The following is a 21,187-nucleotide window of genomic DNA, read 5'->3' as shown; positions in this document are numbered from 1 at the left end:
TGGCCACACGTTGCAGTCGAGGCCATCTGTCAATCCATATATACCAATATCGAGAACGTTACGTGACCGACTCGCGCCCTGTAGTCGTCACGGCTCTTCGAAAAGATGCGTTGGTTGATAGGAGTTCCAGCAGTCAGTTGGCACGTGTAGATATCGTTGTGCATCTGACCATCCATGACCGGTGGCCCACGCTGTCGAACAACCGACCGAAAGGGAGGGCACTCAGCGAAACCGTGCGAGGTCGTCGCGAACGCGTGAGCGACGGCTCGTCAGCGCCCACGCTGACGGCGGACAGCGCCAGCGGGAGCGTTTGTGCGGAACCGACGGATCCGCCAACCATCCGAATAGTGCGAGACCTTCGGTCTCGCAAACCATGCGAACGGGTGCTACGCGCCCGTGAGCAGACGGCGCGAAGCGCCGTGCGGAGAAACCGGCTGTGGAGGGCGTGGCTACTCCTCGTGTCTACAGGCTGAGCAGGCCGAGTGCCTCGGGGTCGTCCGAAAATCGGAGATTTTCGTGACTGAGCGGAGCGAAGCTCCGCGAGGTCCGCGAGACCGCCGGTCTCGCTTGATGACGAGACGCCAACGGCGTCTGGAACCACTTGACCCCGAGGCGGTTCACGGGTTCCGCTGCCGTCGCGAGCGCGGACGTGGTGGTCTCGGATCGACCGATGGAATTACCGTGATCCGAATTCGCAGACTCGAGGCAGGTGGTGGACGTTACTGTAGGAAGTCCGGTTCCGTCCGCTTCTCGTCGCGTTCGGCCTCGAGGTGGTCCTGGAAGTCGTCGATCGAGACGTCGTACTCCTGGTCTTCGAACCGGTCACGGACGGAGATGTTGCCCGCCTCTTGCTCGTTGTCGCCGACGATGATCTGATACGGGACTCGGTCGTCGTGGGCGGCGCGGATCTTTCGCTCGAGCGTCGAGTCGCGGTCGTCGACCTCGACGCGGAACTCGTCGAACCGGTCGGCGATTTCGGAGGCGTACTCGAGGTTCGCATCCGAGATGGGAAGGACGCGAACCTGCTCGGGTGCGAGCCACAGCGGGAAGTTGCCCTCGTAGTGCTCGATGAGCATCATGAAGAAGCGCTCGTACGAGCCGTACAGCGCCCGGTGGATCATCACCGGTCGGTGTTCCTCGTTGTCCTCGCCGACGTAGGTCAGATCGAAGCGCTCGGGCATGTTGAAATCGAGTTGGACCGTAGGGCCGTCCCAGCTTCGCCCGATCGCGTCCTCGAACGCGAAGTCGATCTTGGGACCGTAGAAGGCACCGTCGCCCTCCTCGAGGTCGTACTCGAGATCACGTTTCTCGAGGACGGACTCGAGTTGGGATTCGGCCTGGTTCCAGATCTCGTCGCTGCCGACGCTCTTCTCGGGGCGGGTCGCGAGCGCCATCTCGTAGTCGAGATCGAACGTCTCGAGGACGTCGACGATCATGTCCATGATGGTCTCGACCTCCCGTTCGATCCCCTCCGGGCGGACGAACAGGTGGCCGTCGTCGATGGTAAACGCCCAGACCCGCGAGAGTCCGGAAAGTTCACCGCGCTGTTCCTTGCGATACACTTTCCCGTTTTCCGCGTAGCGAATCGGCAGATCGCGGTACGACCAGGACTGATCCTGGAAGATGGCGGCGTGGCCGGGACAGTTCATCGGTTTGAGGCCGAACTCGTCGTCGCCGACGTCGAAGATGAACATGTCGTCCTCGTAGTTCTCGTAGTGGCCCGACCGGTGCCAGAGGTCCGTCTTGAAGACGTGGGGCGTCTCGACGTACTCGTAGCCGGCGTCGTGGTTGAGCGTCTCGACGAACGACTCGAGTTCTTTGAGGACGGTCTTGCCCGGCGGGTGATACAGCGGCAGGCCGGGGCCGGTGACGTCCTGGATCGAAAAGAGGTTCATCTCCGAGCCGATCCGGCGGTGATCGCGTTCGGCGGCCTCCCGTCGTTGCTCTATGAACTCCTCGAGATCGCTCTCGTCCTCGAAGGCGGTGCCGTAGATGCGCGTCTGCATCGTGTTCTCCTCGTCGCCGCGCCAGTACGCGCCAGCGATCTCGAGCAGGGAGACGACGCCAATCTCGCCCGTCGAGTCGACGTGCGGGCCGGCACAGAGGTCTTCCCACTCGCCCTGTTTGTAGAACGATACGGTATCGTTCTCGTCGGCGAACTCCTCCAGAAGTTCGAGTTTGTACGGCTCGTCGGCGAGGCGTTCTTCGGCCTCCTCGATCGAGACGTCCTCGCGTTCGATCTCGTAGTCCGCGTCGACGATCTCCTCGATCTCGCCCTCGAGGGCGGCGAGGTCCTCCTCGTCGACGTCCAAATTGTCGAAGTCGTAGTAGAAGCCGTCGTCCGTCGGCGGCCCGATCGCGAGCTCGACGTCGTCGTAGTGGCGCTCGACCGCTTGCGCGAGACAGTGGGAGGCGGAGTGGCGCATCACCCGGAGGGACTCCTCGGAGCCCTCGGTGACGATCTCGAGTTCGACGCCGTCGTAAACGGGCTCTTCCTTGGCGACCAGCTCGCCGTCGAGCTTGCCCGCAACGGTGTCGCGGCCGAGTCCTGGCCCGATTTCGTACGCGCAGTCTTCGACCGTCGCGTCCTCCGGGACCTCGAGTTCGGATCCGTCCGGCAGTACGACCGTTATCGACTCCTGTGACTCCGGTTCTGATTCTGACATGGCTGAGAGAGTTTTCGGTGGCTGTCCGCGCCCGAGTTCGTCGCCCGGACCGTCCGCTGATCGTCGTCGGAATTCGAGTTCGACACAGCGCACGGTAGGTGAAGGTTAGAAACGGGCTGACGCCCCTGTAAAGCGGACACCTACCATCGTGGATACGGATAAACCGGTTCGGGATAAAAGCGTTGTGATGGGCGCGCGGCTCGGTAGTTGCGGTCCACCGCTGTGTGGGACGCTCCTGTGTAGGACGCTCGAGGGAGCCGTCCGCTCCGGCGACCGGTACTCGTTTTGCGATTCGGAGCGCATCGATCCGTATGTCCGCCACGACCGTGTTGTTCGACCTCGACGACACGCTCTATCCGTACCCCCCGTGTAAACGGGCGGGAATCGACGAAGCGCGAGCAACGGCTCGAGAACTGGGATACGACTTCGATCGAGCGGCGTTCGAGGCGTTCTACCAGTCGGGCCGCCGCGAGGTGAAACGCGAACTCTCGGGGACGGCCGCGACCCACGAGCGGTTCCTGTACTTCAAGCGGGCGCTCGAGGAGCACACTGGCGAGCCCAGAGCCGGTGACGCGCTGGCGCTGGGCGAGGCGTTCTGGTCGGCGTACGTCGCGGAGATGGAACTGTTTCCGGGCGTCGAGGAGACGCTGACCAGGCTCAAAGCGGAGGGGATCGACGTCGCTATCGTGACGAACCTCACGACGCGCATCCAGCTCGCGAAGGTCGACCGGCTCGGGCTCGAGGGTCACATCGACCTCCTGCTCACCTCGGAGGAGACCGGCCGGGAGAAGCCGGGTTCGGTCATGTTCACGCTTGCCCTGTCGCGACTGGAGTCCCGGCCGTCGGAGGCGGTGATGGTCGGAGACGACGTCGAGGCGGACGTCGTCGGCGCGAACGCGGTGGGCCTCGAGACAGTGTTGTTCAATGCGGATCCCGACGAACCGCTCGAGGGTCGTCGCGAGCCCGACCACAGGATAGACGCCTTCGAGGAGCTGATGGAGGTGGTGCTGTGATTCTCGAATCGGAGCGGCGAGCGGTCGTCGAGCACGCGTCGGAACTCGCCGGGTTGACGCCCGGTCGGACCGGGAATTTGAGCGTGCGCGAGGGCCGCGACGGGGACACGTTCGCGATCACGCCGACTGGCGTCCCCTACGACGCCTTCGAGGCGGCGGACGTTCCCGTGGTCGACGTCGACGGCGAACAACGCGACGGGCGGATGGCACCCAGCAGCGAGGTGCCGATGCACTCCTCGATCTACCGCCGCGAGGACGTCGGCGCGATCGTCCACACGCACTCGCCGTGGGCGACGGCGATGGCGGTCGCCCACGAACCGCTGCCGCCGGTCCACTACATGATCGTCGCCGTCGGCACGTCGGTTCCCGTCGCCGAGTACGCACCGTACGGCACCGACGCGCTCGCGGAGAACATCGTCCGGGCGATGGACGAGGCCGACTCGACCGCGTCGTTCATCGAGAACCATGGCCTCGTCGTGACGGCGAACGACCTCGAGACCGCACTCGAGAACACGATCCACGTCGAGAGTTTAGCGCGGCTGTACCTCCAGACTCGCGCCGCGGGCCTCGAGCCGACGACGCTTTCCGACGAGCAACTGGAGACGGTGCTCGAGCAGTTCGAGTCGTACGGGCAGTAGGGCGTTCGTCGCCGACCCCGTCTACTCGTCCCGGTTTGCAAGCAGCTCGCTCGCCGTCACGAGCGCCTCCATCTCGACGCCCGCGTCCTCGACGTTCTCACGGCCGCCTTCCTCGCGGTCGACGACGACCAGCGCCCGATCGACCGTCGCGCCCGCCTCGCGCAGCGCTTCGATAGCGTCGACGAGGCTCGTTCCCGTCGTCACGATGTCCTCGAGCACGACGACCTCTTCGCCGTCCTCGAGTCGGCCCTCGATCAGGTTGCCGGTGCCGTACTCCTTGCGCTGTTTGCGCGCGATGACGTAGGGGACGCCGGCCGCTACGCTCGTCGCCGCCGCGAGTGGGACCCCGCCGAGGGCGACGCCGCCGAGTTTGTCGTCGTCGACGCGCTCGGCGAAGGCCTCGGCGATGGCCTCGAGGCACCGCGGATCCGTCTCGAAGAGGTACTTGTCGACGTAATACTCGCTGGTGCCGCCGTGGGAGAGTTCGAACTCCCCGAATCTGACGGCGTCGGCGGCGCGAAGGGCGTCGATGAGGTCCTGGTTGGTCATCGCTCGAAGGAGCGGTCCGAACCGAAATAAACGGTGTGAAACTCCGGTGGTGTCCTGATACTACCGGCTGTAAGTCATTCAAGATTCTCACCGCTCCGGAGGGGCGAGAGTCTTGACACAGTTACAGCCGGCAGTATGAAACGGATTCCGCCGACGAACGCACTTTTTTAGGCGACCCCGCCAAACCCGCGAGCGATGACACCGACGCGCGCGGACGAACCACACCCCGACGTCCAGGAGTTTCTGACGCTGTACGACTCACTCGACGTTCCGTCGTTCGACGAGGTTTCGCCCACGGAAGCGCGACGAATGGTCGCGTCGTTGTATGCGGGTGATGGAGCGGCGATCGCCGTCGATTCCGTCGACGATCGGACTATCGACGGCCCTCGAGGAGAGATTCCGATTCGGATCTACGATCCCGGCGAGGACGTCGTTATGGACGGTCCTGGCGACGATGTCGATGCCGACAGACCGGGCGAGAACGTCAATACGGACGGCCCCGGCAAGGACGTCCACACGGACGAACCCGACGAGGACGTCGATCCAGGCGAGCGCGACTTCGGCGCGGATCCCGATGCGGACACGTCAGCGAGACGCCCGGTCGTTCTCTACTTCCACGGTGGCGGCTGGGTCCTCGGCGGTATCGACACCCACGACGAAACGTGTCGAAAGCTCGCCGCCGACTCCGGGTATCCGGTCGTCAGCGTCGAGTACGGACTCGCCCCCGAACACCCGTTTCCCGACGGGCTCGAGGACTGTTATGCGGCCCTCGAGTGGCTCGCCGACGCCGCCCCGAATCTCGGAGCCGACCCGGATCGGATCGTGCTCGCGGGCGACAGCGCCGGCGGCAATCTGGCGGCTGCGACCGCACTGCTCGCACGCGACCGAGACGGCCCGGACGTCGCCTACCAGCTATTGGTCTACCCGGTTACGGGTCCGGTCGAGGGAACCGACTCGTTCGAGGAAAACGGTCAGGGATACTTCCTGACGGCCGACGAGATACGATGGTTTCGCGGTCACTACTTCGAACGCCACATCGACGAGGGAAACGTCTACGCGCTCCCGCGGCGGGCCGCCGATCTCTCCGGGCTTCCCCCTGCGACGATCGTCACGGCCGGCTTCGATCCCCTCCGGGACGACGGGGCCGCGTACGCTGAGCGCCTCGAGTCCGACGGCGTCCCCGTCACCTACCGGAACTACGACGACGTGATCCACGGCTTCTTCGCGATGATCTCGGAACCGCAGAACTTCGAGCGCGCCCACGAGGCGTATGACGACGTCGTCGCCGACCTCGAGGCGGCTCTCGAGGGGTGACTGATCCCGATCGGGCGACGGTCGTCGTGACGGGTTCCGGTTCGATACCGGTCCTACCCGGCGGCCCACTCGAGGGCGTCGATTCGGTAGTCGAGCAGCGTTCCGAGGTGATCGGTTTCGTCGGTGATCACCGTCGCATCGGCGTCGGCGACGAACCGTTCGACGGGCTCGAGTGGGGCGTTCTCGTCCCGCGTGCCGTGCCAGGCGCGTAGCGGGACGTCGTCGGGGACGGTCACGTCGAACGAGTCGGCCGCGAACAGTCGCGTCTCGCGGACGATCGCGCCTGCGCCCTGCCGCAGGGCCTCGTGAAACTCCGCCGCGACGGCCGTCGCACGGGCGTCCGAGAGCGAGCGGTCGGTCAACTGTCCGACGACCGCGTCCGGTCCGCGGAGACGCGCGACCGGGCCGGACAGTTCGAAGAACAGTCGCAACGCGAACGGAACCGGCGCGAGCCTCGAGAGGGCGTTTTCGATCGGCGGAACGACGCTACTGATCAGGCCAACCCGCGTCGTTCGCTCGGCGGTGGCGGCGGCGAGCGCGAACGGTCCGCCGCCGGAGAACCCGACGAGTGCGGCTCGATCGATCGACTCGTGCTCGAGGAGTTCGCACAGGTCGTCGCGCCAGTGGTGCCAGGTCCAACCGGACGGCGGTGCGGTCGACTTTCCGTAACCGGGTCGGTCCGGAACGATCACTCGAACCCCCCGCTTGGCGGCCGCCTTGTAACACAGCGCCGCGAGTAACCGCGAGCCGGGCGTGCCGTGGTGTACGACGACCGGGTGGCCGTCGGGGGAGCCGCCGGTCGCGTAGGCCAGCGTTCGGCCGTCCGAAAGCGTACACTCGGTGGTCGAGAGCTCCGATCGCAGGCTGGTCATCGAACGATCGAACGGTTGGACCGAGCGGATAACGTTAGTTACGGTATCTCGTACGGACTCCTGTCGTTGGTCCCGGTGGGACCGCGATCGGTCTGCGGTCTCACTGGGAAACTGTTACGAGAGAGCCGATTCCGTCGACGTAGCCGATGATTCTCGTAGTCGTCCGGCTATCACTCTCGAGTCGTTCGAGCGATCGGATCGGCACCGCTCGCCGAAAGCGCGACCAATTAGCCAGGATCTGGTGACAGATGACGTCTTCAGACACGCCGCCACCACGGTCACCCGTTCTGGACCGACGATGACCGATCGAGTGACGGACGGACAGGTAACCGGACCGGGCAAACGGCTGCCTTCGCTCGGGATTTCGGCGTGGCGTGGAGAGTGCAGCCCGTCTCGTACGGGCCGTTGTCGATCGTTACCGGCGATCGGTCGGACGGGGTCGGCGTTCACCGGTACCACGCGACACCAATCCGTACAGGGGTCGTGAGCGTCCTGGGGACACTCGCATCCGACGACGTCAGGTGTCCCCGGCAGTCAGTGATTCACCGGGAATCTCGGCATCCGCCATCAGCAGGACCCGTCGTTCGGTGTACTCGAGCCCGTTCTTGCGCTGGGATTTCTTCCGCACCGCGAGCCGACTCTTCGAGAGCTCGAGCACGGCATCGATCGTCCTCGAGACGAGTTTCTTTGCGTACTCGTCGCTGACGCCACGTTCCTGCCGGCGGATCCAGTGTTTCATATCGCTCGCTGTGACGTACTCACGGACTCCTGTACTGCCCCTCTCCCAGGGGTTGTCACCCACACCGGGATCGGTACGCGCCTTCCAGAGTTTGGCAGCGAGCCGCGAGGGGAGCGACGACGTGGTTGCATGGAGCATGTCGTCGTCCATCTTGGCGAGTTGCTGAATCGGTAGGAGATCGCCGTGAGCCAGCGCGACGTCGCCGCCACGCTCGAGTGGATCGTCGCTCGCTGGGAGTCGGAAGTACTGCCGACCGTCGTCTTTACTGACTCGCTCGAGGCGGCCATCGACGACGTCGATCTCGCTTTCGTCGACGTTCTCCTCGAGGAGGTGTGCTCCCTTCTCGAGTTCGCGGGCCTGGAGTTCGCCGACGCGATCCTTGTTGGCGTCGAGTTTCTTTTCGTGGGCGTCTAGCCGCGCCTCGATCGGGGTCTGTGCGTCTTCGAGTTCCTCGACCCGCGCCTCGAGACGCTCGTTCGCCGCAGGCTCTCCCTCGAGTTCGGTCTCGAGGTGGTCGAGACGCTCGTTTTTCCGTTCGAGGCTGGACTCGAGGTGGTCGAGACGGTCGTCTTTCCGTTCGAGGCTGGACTCGAGCGTGGCGATTCGCTCGCGAAGCGACTCGAGTTCGTTCAGTAGGGTCTGGATGGGCGATTCGTTCGGTAGCGTCTGGATGGGCGATTCGTTCGGCAACGTCTGGGTGGGCGATTCGTTCGGCAACGTCTGGGTGGGCGATTCGTTCGGTCCGGATGGCTCGGGGTTCGTGCTCATGACTTTGGGATCCGTGGATGGGTCGTTGAGAAGGCGATGCAGCTACCGCGTCGCGATCACGCGGGCGTCGGCGAACGGCGGGAGTGAGCGGTGGGATGGGTGGGTTCCACGGCGGCGACTCGAGGCCGCCCGCTCTCGACGCGCTCGTCGCCCCGGGGTTGGTGGGGTTAGGCGTCGTCCTGTGGCAACTGTGGTGGGCCGCCGTCGGCGACGAGTGCTGGACGCTCGGCCGTCGTGTCCGGGGGTGAGGATCGGTACGCACACCGCTGGCCGGAGGAGTAGCGCTGTGCGAGGACCTTCGCAGCGTTGTAGTCGGCGTGGACGACGTCGACGCGACAGTCCGGGTTCGGACAGCGAAGCGTCTTGTCCAGCGGTCGGTCGCCGATGACGCCGCAGCCGTGACACTCCTGAGAGGAGTAGGCTTCGGGCACCGCCGTGACCTCGAGGGCGTACTCGGCGGCGACCGCCCGAAGGCGCAGGTGGGCCATCGCGAGAAGCCACGCCGTCCCGCGGTGGGCGTCGGGATCGGTGAGCCACGCCCACAGGTCCGGCTCGTAGTGGCAGTCCTCGGTGACGAGGACGGGCCGGTCGTAGGCGCTCGCGTACTCGCAGAGTTCTCGTGCCGCGTCCTCGAGGGCCTCGAGCAACTCGTTACGACACTGGCTCACGTACGCGACGACCGTGTCGCGATCGTAGACACTGGCGAGCAGTGCGGCGACCTGTGCGCGGAGTTCGTCCAGCCGAGCGCAAATCTCGTCGCCGGAGATCGTGCAGGCACCTCTCGAGTTCGGCATCGTGGCTGGACAGGCGGTGTAGAGGTTGTACTCGCCGAGGTCGACGCCGATCGGGGTGCGGTCGGGGTTACGCATCGTGACCACCCGGGGAGAGTTCGAAGAGGATTGCGTCCTCGCCAGCAACGAGGATTTCGTCGTACTGCGTGGTGGTGTGGCGTGTCGGTATCTCTGCAGGGAACTGGACGGATGCAGAGGGTGTACTGTTTCCCGTCCGTGCCGCGGTGTGGCGCGGGCCCGTTTTCTGGTCGTCCGGGGTTGTGTGCTGCTCGTGATCGGTAGCCGATACGCCTGGCTCGTGAGCCCTACAGTTATGGGCTCGAGGGCTGTCTTTTCGCATGGCTTCTAGATTCCCTGAAGGGGAGTCGGAAGCCGCGTCCGACGTGCTGCAACACGTCGGGCATTTCTCGACGAATGCCCGCTAGACTGGCTTCCATGCGACTCATGACTCCCTGTCATTAAATAAATTACTCACTATCTCTGAGTTACAATACGATATAACTGACTCGGTAGTAGAATAGGTTGAGTTCTTCTTGCACATCGTAGAGAATATGAGCACGGTCAGAGATACTGAAAACGTGGTCAGACAACCTGCGGAGTGGATGCAGCCTGTTGACGACCGGATCCTCGAGATTTTCCGCGAGCATGGAAATCTCACTCCTGCAGCGGTCGAGGAGTTCGGTGGCCCGTCCAGCAGCCACGCTAGTCGCAGGTGCAAGAAATTGGCTCGCCACGGGCTACTCGAGCAGATTGTTACTGGCCTCTACACGATCACTGACGACGGGGAAGCGTATCTCGACGAGGAACTCGACGCGAGCGAACTCGAGTAGCCCAATCAGTCCAGAGGACCGTCGGCACATGTAGGTGACACCACTAACTCGCGGAGCGGCGAACGTCGTCGTATGGTTGCGAAATTCACCAGCGATGACGAAGGAAAGCGAGTCGTCGACGCGGACGGAGAACAGATCGGTATCGTCGAGACGGTCGAAGGCGGAATTCCCCACGTCGATCCCGATCCGGGAATGACGGACACGATCAAGTCGAAACTCGGGTGGGGCGACTCCGACGAGGAAACGTACCGGCTCAACGAGCAGAACGTCGAATCGATCACGGACGACGAGATCCGCATCGAGCGATTCTGAACGCTCGGGCACGCGTTCGGGCCCCCCGCTCGAGGGGCTCACGGGACGAGACGAGGACCCAATACTCATATCAGGTGAGGACGTACGTCCGGGCATGGCAGACAAGCCGACCTCCGGTGAGATTCTCGGGGTACCGTACAACTTCGATCGTCCCAGCCTGAGCCGTATGATTTCGTCGTACTGGCAGCCCGGAGAGGGCATGCTGGTCGAGAAACCGTTCGGCGTCGGCTACACCCTGAATCTCGCGAACTGGCGGTCGTGGGTCGTCGTCCTCGTCGCCGGAGCGCTCCTCTGGCAGCAAGAACAGAGTTCGTCCTCGAGCGACGACGAAAGCGAGGACGAACCGGTCGAAGTCATCGTCGACGACGACTGACTAGCGCGACAGCGACTGACTAGCGTCGAGGCCGCGCGCGGTCGAACGATGCCGCCGACGTCACTTCCGCCGATCCAGTTTTCGAACGCGACAGTCGGTCCTCGAATGCGACCAACCGGTTTTCGAACGCGACAGTCGGTTTTCGATCCCCCCGTGGCGCTCCGTACCAGGAACGGCTCCAGTACCGGACACGACTCCAGTACCGGGAACGGCACCAGTACCGGGAACGGCTCCGTGCTCGAGAACCGGCGCGTTACCGATCGACCTCACCCATGATACAGTCGAGGCTCCCGATAGCCGCGATGAGGTCGGGGATGTACTCCCCGCGAGTGATCTCGGGGAGGACGGAGAGGTTCGAAAAACACGGACTCCGGATCTTGAACCGGGCGGGGGTCTCGGTCCCGTCCGCACGAATGTAGATGCCGAGTTCTCCCTTCGCACCCTCGACCGCGCGGTAGATCTCCGATCCGGCGTCGGGCTTGAGCGTTCGGGGAACGTTCGACTGGATCTCGCGGTCGTCTTCGGGCCACTCCGCGAGCAGGTCGAGACACTGCTCGACGATTTTTGCCGACTCCTCGAGTTCCTGCATGCGCACGAGCAATCGCGCGTAGTTGTCGCCGGCCGATTCGGTCACGACGTCCCACGCGAGACGGTCGTAGTAGCCGTAGGGGTCGTCCCGCCGGAGGTCGTAGTCGATTCCCGACCCGCGGGCGACGGGGCCCGTACAGCCGTAGCTCTTGGCGACCTCCCGTTCGAGGACGCCGGTGTCGACACACCGGCGTTGGAAGATATCGTTCGTGACGAGCAGGTCGTGGTACTCGTCGATCTTCGCGGGGAGGTCCTCGAGGACGTCTCGAGTGTCGTCGATGAACGCCGCGCGGGGTTCGGGGAGGTCCCAGGCGACGCCCCCGAGACGAAGGTAGTTGAACATCATCCGCTGGCCGGTCAGCTCCTCCAGGATGTCGAGGACGAGTTCACGATCGCGCATGGAGTACTGGAACGTCGCGGTGAACTCGCCGTAGACGTCGAGCGCGTAGGTCCCCATCGCGATGAAGTGAGACGCCATCCGCGAGAGTTCCGCGCCCATGGTGCGGATCACCTGGGCGTACTCGGGCACCTCGAGATCGGCGAGATCCTCCGCGGTGCGGGCGTAGGCCCACTCGTTGAGCAATCCGGAGGACACCCAGTCCCACCGATCCGGATACGGCATGATCTGGTGGCGGTAGGTTCCCTGCTGGCACAGCTGTTCCTCACAGCGGTGCATGTAGCCGATGTCGGGTTCCGCGTCGAGAACCGTCTCGCCGTCGAGGACCGCCTTGACGTGCATGACGCCGTGAGTTGCGGGGTGGTGAGGACCCAGGTTCAGAAAGAGGGTTTCGGACTCGGCGTCGCGTTCGTCCGGCGCGATCGGGTTCGCGTGCTCGGAGAGCGTGACAATCTGGGGGGTCTGTCGATCGTACTCGAGCGACAGCGGGTGACCTTGCCACGTTTCGGGCAGGAGGATGCGCCGGAGGTCGGGGTGGCCGTCGTACTCGATTCCGACGAGGTCGTATGCCTCGCGCTCGTGCCAGTTCGCCGTCTCGAAGACGGGGGCGGCGGACTCGCTTTTCGGGTCGTCGATCGACGTCGGAACGACGAGACTCACCTCTCGCGTCGGATCGGCGTACGACCGGAGGTGGTAGATCGTCTCGTACCGATCGGGGTACTGCTGGGCGGTGACGCAGGCGCAGTGATCCAGTTCGGCCTCGTCCCGGAGGATCGAGAGCACCGCCCGGACGTAGTCCGGACGGACCACGAACGCCGGTGCGTTCAGGTGGTCGTCACGAGAGCACACGAACTCCCCCAAAAGGTCCTCGAGTTCGCCCGCAGTCCATCTCTCCCTCGTCGGTTCCGCCCTGCCGGCGTGCTCGAGTGTCAACTCCGAAAGCATCCCGTTCGACGATGGACGCCCGTCGTGGGAATCGATTCTGGGTCACAGGCTAGGCCATTTATATCAGGGCAGCCGAACGACGACCGATGAAGTCGGTTCGACTGACCCTCCAACACGGCCCGGAGAACGCCCACCCGATGCACCGCTTCGCCGCCGAACACGACTCGTTCAGCCGGTATCGACTGGTCAACTGGAACCACGCTCACGACGGCTACAACGTCTTTCTCTTTCACGTCGTCGGGGATCGAGCCGCCTACCGCGAGCGACTCGCGGAACTCGAGACTCCCCTCACGGTCGACGTCACGGATGCGGACGGCGACGGGTTCTACGTCTACGTTCGTGAGGAACCCGGCGAACTCGGCGAACAACTCATCGGGGCGTTCGCGCGCGGGAGCCTGGTACCGATCCCGCCGCTCGAGTACCGGATGGACCTCTCGGTGCGGTTCGGTCTGGTCGGCAAGTCGGACGATATCCAGGCCGCACTCGAGGCGGTCCCCGACGGAATCGAGACGACCGTCGAGCGCGTCGGTGAGTACCGCGGCGGCCGCGCGGTCGAAACGCTGACCGACAGACAGCGCGAGGCGCTCCGGATCGCCCGCGACCTCGGCTACTTCGCCGTTCCCCGGGAGGCGAGCGTCGAGGACGTCGCCGCCGAACTCGGCTGTGCGCCGGGGACCGCCGCCGAACACCTCCGCAAGGCCGAACGGCGCGTGGTGGAGCGCCTCGAGTTCTGATACGGATTGCTGTAACGATTTTCCGGCGCGACCGCGTCACGTCCTGCGGTCGCGCCGGCAATGACTTACAGTAATCCGTATGAGAGGGAGTATCGTATCAGTAGTTGGTACTACTGATTGTTTATTCAATCTGAGGTGTGAAACTCGCGTTCAGTACAGGCTGAGAGAGTAATAGGGCAGCAATCGGCCTCACCGATAGCTGTCAAGAATAGCGTGCTGAATATAGTGCTCTGTAGGATCGCTAGACAGCGCCGCCTCAATCGCGTTATCTCCGTAGAAAGCGAAGAGGCAGAGTGTTGTGAAGTCGGAATTCCGCCTCCTCACCCGAGAATCGGTCACGAAAGCTAAAAACGTTGTCGTGAACCCGGACGAACCCGCCGACCCCGAAGGGGGTGGCGGGTTCGCCGAGTGGGCGATGCTCACCCTGCAAGCACTCCGAATCGAGCTTGGAACGTCCTACCGCCAGACGATAGACCTGCTCAGTGAAATGCCCGGCATTCTCGAAGAAATCGGGCTCACACGCCTTCCTCACTTCACCGTGCTCCGTGACTGGTTCGAGCAGATCTCGATGAAGACGTACCGTGCGTTTCTCGGCGAATCAGCCGAGAAACACACTGGTCACGCTGCCATCGATTCAACGGGATTCGACCGTGACCAGCCGTCACGCCACTACGCGCAGCGGGCGCATTATCGTGTTCGGACGCTGAAAGTCACCGCCTTAGTTGACGTCGAAACGCTGTACGTCACCGACGTCCACATCTCGACGAAAACGCCATCCGATTTCAGAATTGGCCCGCAGGTCACCCGCCGAAATGCGGGTGACCTGCTCTCAGTGGCCGCAGACCGTGGTTACGACGATAAAGCATTCCGAGACGAACTTCGCGCAAACGGGATTCGTCCACTGATCAAACATCGCATCTACTGGGCGCTCGATCACGCTCATAACGCCCGCATGGATCGTGATCGATACAACCGCCGCTGGATGGTAGAAACCGTCTTCTCAAGCCTCAAGCGCACGCTCGGCTCCGCCGTGCGTGCGCGAAGCTGGCATCTGGAGTTCCGCGAGATGGTGCTCAAATGTGCCGTCTATAATCTTCGCCGAACGGTCAGATATCCGTAGGATCAACCGCCGTGTCCCGGTTTCTCACTGGCGGCTGGATCAGTGGCGACACCGAAATCAAGCCTCGGCTAGCGATCCTACGAAGCAGAATATAGAGCATGAATTCAGCACGACGACTTCGCTTATTTCTCTCCGAAACGGATGAAGCAGACGTTTAGTAGAATTAGGAACCGACAGTTGAGATTCCTTCCATTCCAGATGATATTCGCCGTGCCGTGAAAGATGTAAAGTTATCACCGTCTAATTCCGTGTCTGATGTGGATTTATATGAGATACCTAGAAAAACAGATGTAGAATGTCATCGATACCTGAGGAGGTGATGGATGAACCACCGGAGGAGGCAGAGGATTACGAACTGTCTGTTGGCGACGTGATGACTGATGGATACGTCGCGGTTCCGGCTGACATCTCCATCGAAGAGGCAACGGATCGATTCCAAGAATTTGCACCCGAAGATCCGACACAGACCACCATTTATTATACGTACATCCTTGACGAGGATGATCGGCTTATCGGAGTTGCCTCACTTCGAGAAATGTTGTCGGCACCCGATGACGATCCACTCTCGTCGATTATGAAAGAAGAGGTAGTGTCGTTTCACGAGACCGCTGACGCCGAGCAGGCTGCGATGGATGTCGCAGACCTTCACTACCCTGCGGTTCCAGTCGTTGATGACGACGGGCAGTTGGTCGGTATCGTTCGGTCGGATACGCTCGTTGACGTGATGGAAGCCGAAAGCAGTGAGGATATGCTTCGGATGCAAGGGATGAACCTCCCAGAACTGGGAGCAAGCGACCTCACTGACGTAGAAGAACAGCGGAGTAAGATCATGCTCGATGCATCTCTCTCCGATATTCTTCGTATCCGGGTTCCGTGGCTCATCGTCGCGCTTGCAGGTGGGTTTCTGGCCGGTGGCGTCATTGGCGTCTATGAGGACACCTTAGAGGCGGTCGTTATTCTCGCGTTCTTCATTCCCGTGGTAATGGACATGGGCGGGAACGTCGGCACGCAGTCTTCGACGATCTTCATTCGTGGCGTGGTGCTTGGCCATATTGATAAGAGTAACGTGGTTCGTCGGATCGGGAAAGAAACCGCCGTCGGGGCGCTCATCGGACTCATGGTCGGTGCTGTCGCCGCCGTTGTCGCGTTCATGTGGCTCGGACGAGCGGATATTGCGTACGTCGTCTTTGGTGCGATGGTTGGAACATCCATCGTTGCGGCGCTGGTCGGTTTCCTCATTCCGTGGCTGGTCTATCTGATCGGTCAAGACCCAGCGGCAGCGTCGAATCCAATCGTCACCACGATCAAGGACGTGAGCGGACTGTTGATCTACTTCGGATTGGCAACGCTGCTCGTGATCGAACTCGGTGTGTAGATACTAGTTTCGTTATAAATCGTTTGCCTTGACGACGACGACAGGCATCGAGGCCCGTCGGACGACTCGTTCGGCAACACTCCCAAGCGCCAGTCGTGAGACACCATCGCGCCCGCGGTTACCGATGACGATCTGATCGAAGTCGTTTTCCTCTGCATACCGCACGATGTATCGAATCGGATCACCGAATTCGTGTGCAGTCTCGATATCGGATCCAAACGATGTAGCTTTCTCACGGGCCGTATCGAGCAGCTCTTCGGCATTTTGTTCCTCCGTCTGTTTCCATTCATGGAAGCTTTCGCCCGCGATGAATCGATTTTGGCCGCTCTTCAGATTGCTCACATACAGTACTGTAATCATCGCGTTTGGATGGTTGGCACAGGCGTATTCAAGGGCAGCCATCGAAGGGTCCGAGCCGTCGATTGGAACGAGAATGTCCATAGTGGAGTCTTCTCACTCATCCGTCTTCAAAAGCGGTGTCGGAGTGATCACTGACGACGTCCGGTGCCGTCCTCATTTCAGCTTGAAGCCCTTACCTTACCGATTCGTTCCAGTGATCGCCTTCGCAGAGATGTACGCTAGAACACTGCTCAACAATCAAGCCGTTTCACTGCTTGGATTTGGTTGTTCGTGGTTCCCCGTGGAAACAGTCTCATCTAACATCATCCCAAACATCAATAATTACTGAGAATCAATATCGCAATATGACCCAAACACCAATCGAGCAAATCCTCAAAAAGGAGGCGGTGAGTGTCGATGGGGAGACAACCGCCGAGCAAGCAATCACAGCAGTGATGGAGTTTACACCCTCCGATGGATCGGTATATTATGTTTACGTGACTGATGATGACGAACTCGTCGGTTCCGTGTCGATGCGGGAATTGTTGAATGCGGAGAATGACGAGCGAGTTGATGCGCTTATAACTTCAGATCCCATGTCTGTTTCGACCGCAGATTCAGTGCCGGATGCAGCACGCCGGATCAAGGAGGCTCAGCTTGCAGTGCTCCCAGTCGTAGATGAAAATCAAGAGTATGTTGGGATCATCCGGGCTAACGATGTGATCCAGGCCCTCGACGAGAAAGCGGCTAAACGACTTTTAACATCCAGTTGGCCGTGGATATAAGACCGAGCCGGGGTAACTGCGCTCAGCATCAATTGTCCGCGTGTATTGAAGACAATCTTTATGTCTCAAATTCCCTTGCGATGTAGGCTATACTCTACGAGAACAAAACCCATTTCTGAATCATATATTATCGCTTCAGAGAGTTTTCGAACCTTACATACGATTACTATCAGCGGTAGGTTAGATCCCGATCTTTCGCGTTGCATCCTTCGCTTGTACTAAGCAACCACTATACTCACAGATCGACGTTCAATCTGTGCCACATTCGCGCCGTCAATCTTGCACACCCCGAATCCAACTATCCAGAAGTTGGTAGAAAGCGCGTGCAAGATACAGAGGATGAGTGCAGCACGCCACCTCCGTTTGTTTCGCGCCGCAGGAAGTGAACCATCCGTACACTACACGTGCGAACTGACCGATTCACGTCAGGAGCATAAACGGAATTGCGAGAAGAGCCCCAATAAATACGAGTGCAGAGAATACGTTCCACGATTGAGTGGTAATACTGTACAGTAAGCCTACAAGAATGAACACATACCCAACAGAGACGAGAGACAATACTGTCCCCCTATTGAGGAGTCCATCTTCCGTTCCGTTTCTCATTAACATACAATCACTTCAACACAGGGGAGTAAAAATGTAGTGCCACTGGGTTGTGCGAACATTGAGTTCCCTGTACTGAGCGATCACTACCTTCGCAGATCGAGCCAAATTTTGTGCAACATTCGCGCTCTGTATTCAGCACGCTTCGCTTGACCTATCCAGCAGCTGGCAGAGTGGTCGTGCAACACCCAGAGGTTATAGGCAGTAAAAACGGGGCCTGTGGAAGGTCGGAGACGGTTTCTGAACCGTCAGTCCGATTCATCAACGAACGCGAGTACTTCACTCGTGAACCAGTCCGGTGCGCTGGCGACTGCGCCGTGGCCGTATCCGTCGATGCCGACGACCCGGACATCCTGGAGCGCGTCGGCGACCGCATACGTCGCCTCGAGGAGCCAGTCTGCCGTCTCGCTGGCCGTCAACAGCAACGTCGGGACGTCGAACTCGGCGAACCGGTCCGGGTCGAACTGGTAGTCGGCTTCGGTTGTGGTTTCCATCTTGGGGATTACGGTCTCGACGAAAGTCTCCACATACTCCGGCCATATCGGATGGTTGCGCAATCCCTCGACCTCCTCTCGAGTGCACCCGGCGGCCTCTTTCAGGAATGTCGCCAGCGCCCGATCGGGGTCTCCCTCGTTCAACATGGCGACCATCGTCTCGAAGCCCCCGTTGGCGCGAGTGCTTTCGAACCCTGGAACGGGGGGTTCGTGCAGGGCCAGTGTGCGGATGTTGTCGGTTCGCAGGGCGGCCTCCAGCGAGTAGAACGCGCCGCCGGACTCCGCGACCACCTGCACGGGCTCGTCGATCGAGTCGACGACCGCGACTATGTCCTCGAACTCCCGTTCCAGTTCGAACTCGCCGGGGTCCTCGCTCGCGCCGTGGCCGCGACCGTCCATCGCGTAGACGGTGTGGTGTTCGGCGAGAGATTCTCGAACGCCGGAGACGTCCCAGAACCTGTGGTCGATGTCCGCGCCGTGGACGAGCACGAGGGGCGGTCCGCTCCCCGTTCGATGGACCGCAAGCTCGGTTCCATCGGTTGAGGTGATCGTTTTCGTGTCGGCTGATGTCGGTTCGGTCATGGGTCGGTCACCTTTCTGCACGTAGGACGACGAAAGGTACGATAATGAGACTATTTAGTGAAATATTGCACGGCGTGCAACCGACCCGCAGAGACGGATCGGTCTGGTCTTCTATGGCGATGTAAATTGCTCCGGTACCGGTGTGGCCAACACCTCCTCGTCGACTGGCCGAGCCTCGCTGCGGTACTCCTGAAAGACGGATTTCGCCCACTCTCTGGCCTCGGGTGCGGCAGTATCGAACCATGCACGGAAGGCCCTGGTTTCTGGATCGTGACAGCAAATCGCGACACGGTCATCAAAGATATCGATGCCACACCGTCGCATGTCGGGGAGGTCGTCGTGAACGAGGATGTTGCAATGCTCTAGGTTGGCCGTTTGCTGGAATAGTTCGGGATTCCAGTTGATGATTGCTGACAGGCACGTTGCGGGGTAGATGAATTCCATTTCCATCCCGTCGAGCGCCTCTCGAGTGAACACCTCGTACGCAGCCCCTTTGAATATCGTCGCCCCAAATCCGCGGAGTGAGTCGTTCTCTTCGTACAGTTGGATGACCCGTTCGAGGGGTTCGTACGGGTAGCCAGTGGGAGGATAGGCGATAACGGCATCTGCAAACAACTCCGGGGAGAACCCCTCCATTTCCCGCGGAAGCCACTGCCAGACATCCCGGAGCTTTCCTTCGATCTCCATCGCGTCGCACAGGTCCGCGAACTGGTCGGCGACGAATTCACCAAGCGGTGTCAGTTCATAGGTCGGCCCGTTCCGTTCGATCCAACGCCGCTCTTCGAAGTCACTGAGTACGCGTCCAATGGTCGAGGAATGGGCTCCAGTCATTGATTCCAGGTCCCGTCGATCATGGCCCCCCTCTGCGAGTGCCTCGAGAACTCCAACGCGATGTTTCGAGCTCGCAATAAATTCGATTTCCTCGATGAACGATTCCATGTTAGTTGTTCACACGGGGACGATATTACATCTTCTGGAGCAGATAGGGCTGTTGTATCACACCGCGCCTGGAAGGTGCCAGAACTATCGATGGCAACTCCGGTACCAATACCATCTGGACTAACCCATTACAACGGATTCAATCGGGCCAATATCCAGTGCAAGACTTGCTCTGTGAGTTCAGCACGAGATATTCGAACTAACGAAATGCTGTCAAAAGTGGCTTGCAACATTCAGAGAATGGATTCATCAGACCTAAACTGTTTGAAATCACAATCTGCCGTCTTTCAAGAGAGTTAAAGTTGTTGGGAGGCGGACATCTATATGTGGTGTGGTAGCGTTTACGGTGCTTGCCGCTACAGCCCTAGCGGTGGAGCCACCATGCCCAAGGAGTACCTCATCTCGGTTAATGGAATCGCGGACATGGATCGGTATCTGAACGAGTATCTGCCAGCCGCCGGTGCCACCGTTGACGAATACGACGGCAAACTACTGGTCAACGAATTCGACCCCGAACCGGTCGAGGGCGAATGGGACCACGCCCACACCATCGTCGCCGAGTTCCCATCCGCAGACGAGGCGCAGGAGTGGTGGAACGATGATACGTACCAATCCGACGAACTCGAACAGATGCGTGAGGAAGTCTTCGACTACGTTAACATCATCTTTGCACCAGAGTTTGAGCCTGAGGACCTGCAGTAAATCTTCCCCCTACACACTCTCCTTCTCGATTGGATTTTACGAATCACTGAATGGTATGATGCTGCATTCGCGCTTTGTATCTTGCACGCCTCGTTCAAACTATCCGGTAGCTGGTAGAAAGCGCGTGGGACATCCAGAGGATGAATGCAACACGTCAATCTCAGGTACAGGTCGGTAATTGAACCTTCTCAAACCAAAACCTCTCAACGGATTGGATTAGTTCGACAAGTGATTCGGGATCGTCAGGCTTCGTAAGGTAAGCATTTGCTTGTTGTTCATAACATGCCCGAATATCCTCACTGGCCGTTGAACTGGTTAAGATAAGCACTGGTAGATGTGAAAGTTCTGAATGGCTCCTGATGTCTTCTAATATGTCAAGCCCATCTTTTCGTGGCAGATTCAAATCTAATAACACTAAATCAGGGCACGGAGTTCCCTTGTTATTCAAGAAATCAACCGCCTCAACACCATCTGTGGTCTTATGCAGTCTCACACCAAACCCAGCCTGTTGAATACCTACTTGAATCAATCGAATATCCCCCGGATTATCCTCGACAAGTAGAACATCCGGTTTGTTATCATTTCGAGTCACACTACTCAATGTCCCCCTCCATTGAAGACAGGTATTGACTCAGTGTTGTAACCCACCTCTATTAAGATCATCTACCAAATAATTTGGTGTGTTGATTGGTGGCTTGGTGCCCCCTGTGGTAGCTACC

At 60.5% G+C, this 21,187-nt stretch carries 21 protein-coding genes; 11 read left to right on the top strand and 10 right to left on the bottom strand.

Annotated features, from left to right (window positions below; translation table 11 throughout):
• Positions 1–719: 719 nt before the first annotated feature.
• Positions 720–2,666: a threonine--tRNA ligase gene (gene thrS, locus EA473_RS05575; RefSeq protein WP_124194673.1), complete on the bottom strand. Its 1,947-nt coding sequence runs from the start codon at positions 2,664–2,666 to the stop codon at positions 720–722.
• Positions 2,667–2,977: 311 nt separating this feature from the next.
• Here thrS and EA473_RS05570 point away from each other — a divergent pair, with 311 nt between their 5' ends.
• Positions 2,978–3,679 (top strand): HAD family hydrolase, encoded by a 702-nt coding sequence (locus EA473_RS05570; RefSeq protein WP_124194672.1) that lies wholly within the window; start codon positions 2,978–2,980, stop codon positions 3,677–3,679.
• Positions 3,676–4,317: a class II aldolase/adducin family protein gene (locus EA473_RS05565; protein WP_124194671.1), complete on the top strand. Its 642-nt coding sequence runs from the start codon at positions 3,676–3,678 to the stop codon at positions 4,315–4,317. The genes EA473_RS05570 and EA473_RS05565 overlap by 4 nt, the downstream gene beginning before the upstream one ends.
• Before the next feature lie 21 nt (positions 4,318–4,338).
• Here EA473_RS05565 and pyrE read toward each other — a convergent pair whose 3' ends face one another.
• Positions 4,339–4,866 carry an orotate phosphoribosyltransferase gene (gene pyrE, locus EA473_RS05560; RefSeq protein WP_124194670.1) on the bottom strand — a complete coding sequence of 176 codons (528 nt, stop codon included), beginning with the start codon at positions 4,864–4,866 and terminating at the stop codon, positions 4,339–4,341.
• Between the two features lie 195 nt (positions 4,867–5,061).
• Here pyrE and EA473_RS05555 point away from each other — a divergent pair, with 195 nt between their 5' ends.
• Positions 5,062–6,180, top strand: a complete 1,119-nt coding sequence (locus tag EA473_RS05555; RefSeq protein WP_124194669.1) for an alpha/beta hydrolase — start codon at positions 5,062–5,064, stop codon at positions 6,178–6,180.
• Between the two features lie 53 nt (positions 6,181–6,233).
• On the opposite strand, the gene EA473_RS05550 is transcribed toward EA473_RS05555, so the two are convergent.
• The 3 genes from EA473_RS05550 to EA473_RS05540 form a co-directional block, all read right to left on the bottom strand.
• Positions 6,234–7,052, bottom strand: coding sequence for an alpha/beta fold hydrolase (locus tag EA473_RS05550; RefSeq protein WP_124194668.1), 819 nt, complete (start codon positions 7,050–7,052; stop codon positions 6,234–6,236).
• Between the two features lie 517 nt (positions 7,053–7,569).
• The gene (locus tag EA473_RS05545; protein WP_243645192.1) at positions 7,570–8,559 is read right to left on the bottom strand and encodes a hypothetical protein; all 990 of its coding nucleotides are present in this window, start codon (positions 8,557–8,559) and stop codon (positions 7,570–7,572) included.
• 167 nt (positions 8,560–8,726) lie between these two features.
• Positions 8,727–9,428 carry a zinc ribbon domain-containing protein gene (locus EA473_RS05540; RefSeq protein WP_124194667.1) on the bottom strand — a complete coding sequence of 234 codons (702 nt, stop codon included), beginning with the start codon at positions 9,426–9,428 and terminating at the stop codon, positions 8,727–8,729.
• 473 nt (positions 9,429–9,901) lie between these two features.
• Here EA473_RS05540 and EA473_RS05530 point away from each other — a divergent pair, with 473 nt between their 5' ends.
• The 3 genes from EA473_RS05530 to EA473_RS05520 all read left to right on the top strand — a co-directional run bounded on the left by EA473_RS05530 (position 9,902) and on the right by EA473_RS05520 (position 10,865).
• Positions 9,902–10,180, top strand: a complete 279-nt coding sequence (locus EA473_RS05530; RefSeq protein WP_124194666.1) for a MarR family transcriptional regulator — start codon at positions 9,902–9,904, stop codon at positions 10,178–10,180.
• 72 nt (positions 10,181–10,252) lie between these two features.
• A complete protein-coding gene (locus EA473_RS05525) occupies positions 10,253–10,492 on the top strand; it encodes a PRC-barrel domain containing protein (protein WP_124194665.1) in 240 nt (79 codons plus the stop codon).
• 94 nt (positions 10,493–10,586) lie between these two features.
• Entirely contained in the window at positions 10,587–10,865 is a 279-nt protein-coding gene (locus EA473_RS05520) for a DUF5808 domain-containing protein (protein ID WP_124194664.1), read from the top strand.
• A gap of 253 nt (positions 10,866–11,118) precedes the next feature.
• On the opposite strand, the gene EA473_RS05515 is transcribed toward EA473_RS05520, so the two are convergent.
• Positions 11,119–12,795, bottom strand: a complete 1,677-nt coding sequence (locus EA473_RS05515) for an NADH-quinone oxidoreductase subunit D (protein ID WP_124194663.1) — start codon at positions 12,793–12,795, stop codon at positions 11,119–11,121.
• A gap of 86 nt (positions 12,796–12,881) precedes the next feature.
• Between EA473_RS05515 and EA473_RS05510 the strand changes: the two genes are divergently transcribed.
• The 3 genes from EA473_RS05510 (at position 12,882) to mgtE (ending at position 16,024) form a co-directional block, all read left to right on the top strand.
• Positions 12,882–13,529, top strand: a complete 648-nt coding sequence (locus tag EA473_RS05510; protein WP_124194662.1) for a helix-turn-helix domain-containing protein — start codon at positions 12,882–12,884, stop codon at positions 13,527–13,529.
• 298 nt (positions 13,530–13,827) lie between these two features.
• Entirely contained in the window at positions 13,828–14,649 is an 822-nt protein-coding gene (locus EA473_RS05505; protein WP_124194661.1) for an IS5 family transposase, read from the top strand.
• 295 nt (positions 14,650–14,944) lie between these two features.
• Positions 14,945–16,024, top strand: coding sequence for a magnesium transporter (mgtE, locus tag EA473_RS05500; RefSeq protein ID WP_243645191.1), 1,080 nt, complete (start codon positions 14,945–14,947; stop codon positions 16,022–16,024).
• Between the two features lie 12 nt (positions 16,025–16,036).
• Here the strand turns inward: mgtE and EA473_RS05495 are convergent, their stop codons facing one another.
• Positions 16,037–16,465: a universal stress protein gene (locus EA473_RS05495; protein ID WP_124194659.1), complete on the bottom strand. Its 429-nt coding sequence runs from the start codon at positions 16,463–16,465 to the stop codon at positions 16,037–16,039.
• Between the two features lie 263 nt (positions 16,466–16,728).
• On the opposite strand from EA473_RS05495, the gene EA473_RS05490 reads away from it, so the two are divergent.
• The gene (locus tag EA473_RS05490) at positions 16,729–17,148 is read left to right on the top strand and encodes a CBS domain-containing protein (RefSeq protein WP_124194658.1); all 420 of its coding nucleotides are present in this window, start codon (positions 16,729–16,731) and stop codon (positions 17,146–17,148) included.
• A gap of 851 nt (positions 17,149–17,999) precedes the next feature.
• On the opposite strand, the gene EA473_RS05485 is transcribed toward EA473_RS05490, so the two are convergent.
• The gene (locus EA473_RS05485) at positions 18,000–18,827 is read right to left on the bottom strand and encodes an alpha/beta fold hydrolase (RefSeq protein ID WP_124194657.1); all 828 of its coding nucleotides are present in this window, start codon (positions 18,825–18,827) and stop codon (positions 18,000–18,002) included.
• A 111-nt stretch (positions 18,828–18,938) separates the two neighbouring features.
• Positions 18,939–19,766: a helix-turn-helix transcriptional regulator gene (locus EA473_RS05480; protein ID WP_124194656.1), complete on the bottom strand. Its 828-nt coding sequence runs from the start codon at positions 19,764–19,766 to the stop codon at positions 18,939–18,941.
• Between the two features lie 381 nt (positions 19,767–20,147).
• Between EA473_RS05480 and EA473_RS05475 the strand changes: the two genes are divergently transcribed.
• Entirely contained in the window at positions 20,148–20,468 is a 321-nt protein-coding gene (locus tag EA473_RS05475) for a DUF1330 domain-containing protein (RefSeq protein WP_124194655.1), read from the top strand.
• A 160-nt stretch (positions 20,469–20,628) separates the two neighbouring features.
• Here EA473_RS05475 and EA473_RS05470 read toward each other — a convergent pair whose 3' ends face one another.
• Complete coding sequence (locus EA473_RS05470) at positions 20,629–21,060, bottom strand: response regulator (protein ID WP_124194757.1); 432 nt, start codon at positions 21,058–21,060, stop codon at positions 20,629–20,631.
• Positions 21,061–21,187 lie beyond the last annotated feature (127 nt).

The sequence above is a fragment of the Natrarchaeobius chitinivorans genome, assembly GCF_003841505.1.
Classification (GTDB): domain Archaea; phylum Halobacteriota; class Halobacteria; order Halobacteriales; family Natrialbaceae; genus Natrarchaeobius; species Natrarchaeobius chitinivorans.
The sequence above is the reverse complement of the archived record's forward strand: the minus strand, read 5'-3'. Positions and strand labels throughout refer to the sequence as shown.

Coding starts and splice junctions, on each gene's coding strand:
- EA473_RS05540 (WP_124194667.1), bottom strand. CDS start 9,428: ATGCGTAACCCCGACCGCACCCCGATCGGCGTCGACCTCGGCGAGTAC.
- pyrE (WP_124194670.1), bottom strand. CDS start 4,866: ATGACCAACCAGGACCTCATCGACGCCCTTCGCGCCGCCGACGCCGTC.
- EA473_RS05545 (WP_243645192.1), bottom strand. CDS start 8,559: ATGAGCACGAACCCCGAGCCATCCGGACCGAACGAATCGCCCACCCAG.
- EA473_RS05520 (WP_124194664.1), top strand. CDS start 10,587: ATGGCAGACAAGCCGACCTCCGGTGAGATTCTCGGGGTACCGTACAAC.
- EA473_RS05490 (WP_124194658.1), top strand. CDS start 16,729: ATGACCCAAACACCAATCGAGCAAATCCTCAAAAAGGAGGCGGTGAGT.
- EA473_RS05525 (WP_124194665.1), top strand. CDS start 10,253: ATGGTTGCGAAATTCACCAGCGATGACGAAGGAAAGCGAGTCGTCGAC.
- EA473_RS05570 (WP_124194672.1), top strand. CDS start 2,978: ATGTCCGCCACGACCGTGTTGTTCGACCTCGACGACACGCTCTATCCG.
- EA473_RS05530 (WP_124194666.1), top strand. CDS start 9,902: ATGAGCACGGTCAGAGATACTGAAAACGTGGTCAGACAACCTGCGGAG.
- EA473_RS05555 (WP_124194669.1), top strand. CDS start 5,062: ATGACACCGACGCGCGCGGACGAACCACACCCCGACGTCCAGGAGTTT.
- EA473_RS05475 (WP_124194655.1), top strand. CDS start 20,148: ATGCCCAAGGAGTACCTCATCTCGGTTAATGGAATCGCGGACATGGAT.
- EA473_RS05480 (WP_124194656.1), bottom strand. CDS start 19,766: ATGGAATCGTTCATCGAGGAAATCGAATTTATTGCGAGCTCGAAACAT.
- EA473_RS05515 (WP_124194663.1), bottom strand. CDS start 12,795: ATGCTTTCGGAGTTGACACTCGAGCACGCCGGCAGGGCGGAACCGACG.
- EA473_RS05495 (WP_124194659.1), bottom strand. CDS start 16,465: ATGGACATTCTCGTTCCAATCGACGGCTCGGACCCTTCGATGGCTGCC.
- EA473_RS05550 (WP_124194668.1), bottom strand. CDS start 7,052: ATGACCAGCCTGCGATCGGAGCTCTCGACCACCGAGTGTACGCTTTCG.
- thrS (WP_124194673.1), bottom strand. CDS start 2,666: ATGTCAGAATCAGAACCGGAGTCACAGGAGTCGATAACGGTCGTACTG.
- mgtE (WP_243645191.1), top strand. CDS start 14,945: ATGTCATCGATACCTGAGGAGGTGATGGATGAACCACCGGAGGAGGCA.
- EA473_RS05485 (WP_124194657.1), bottom strand. CDS start 18,827: ATGACCGAACCGACATCAGCCGACACGAAAACGATCACCTCAACCGAT.
- EA473_RS05510 (WP_124194662.1), top strand. CDS start 12,882: ATGAAGTCGGTTCGACTGACCCTCCAACACGGCCCGGAGAACGCCCAC.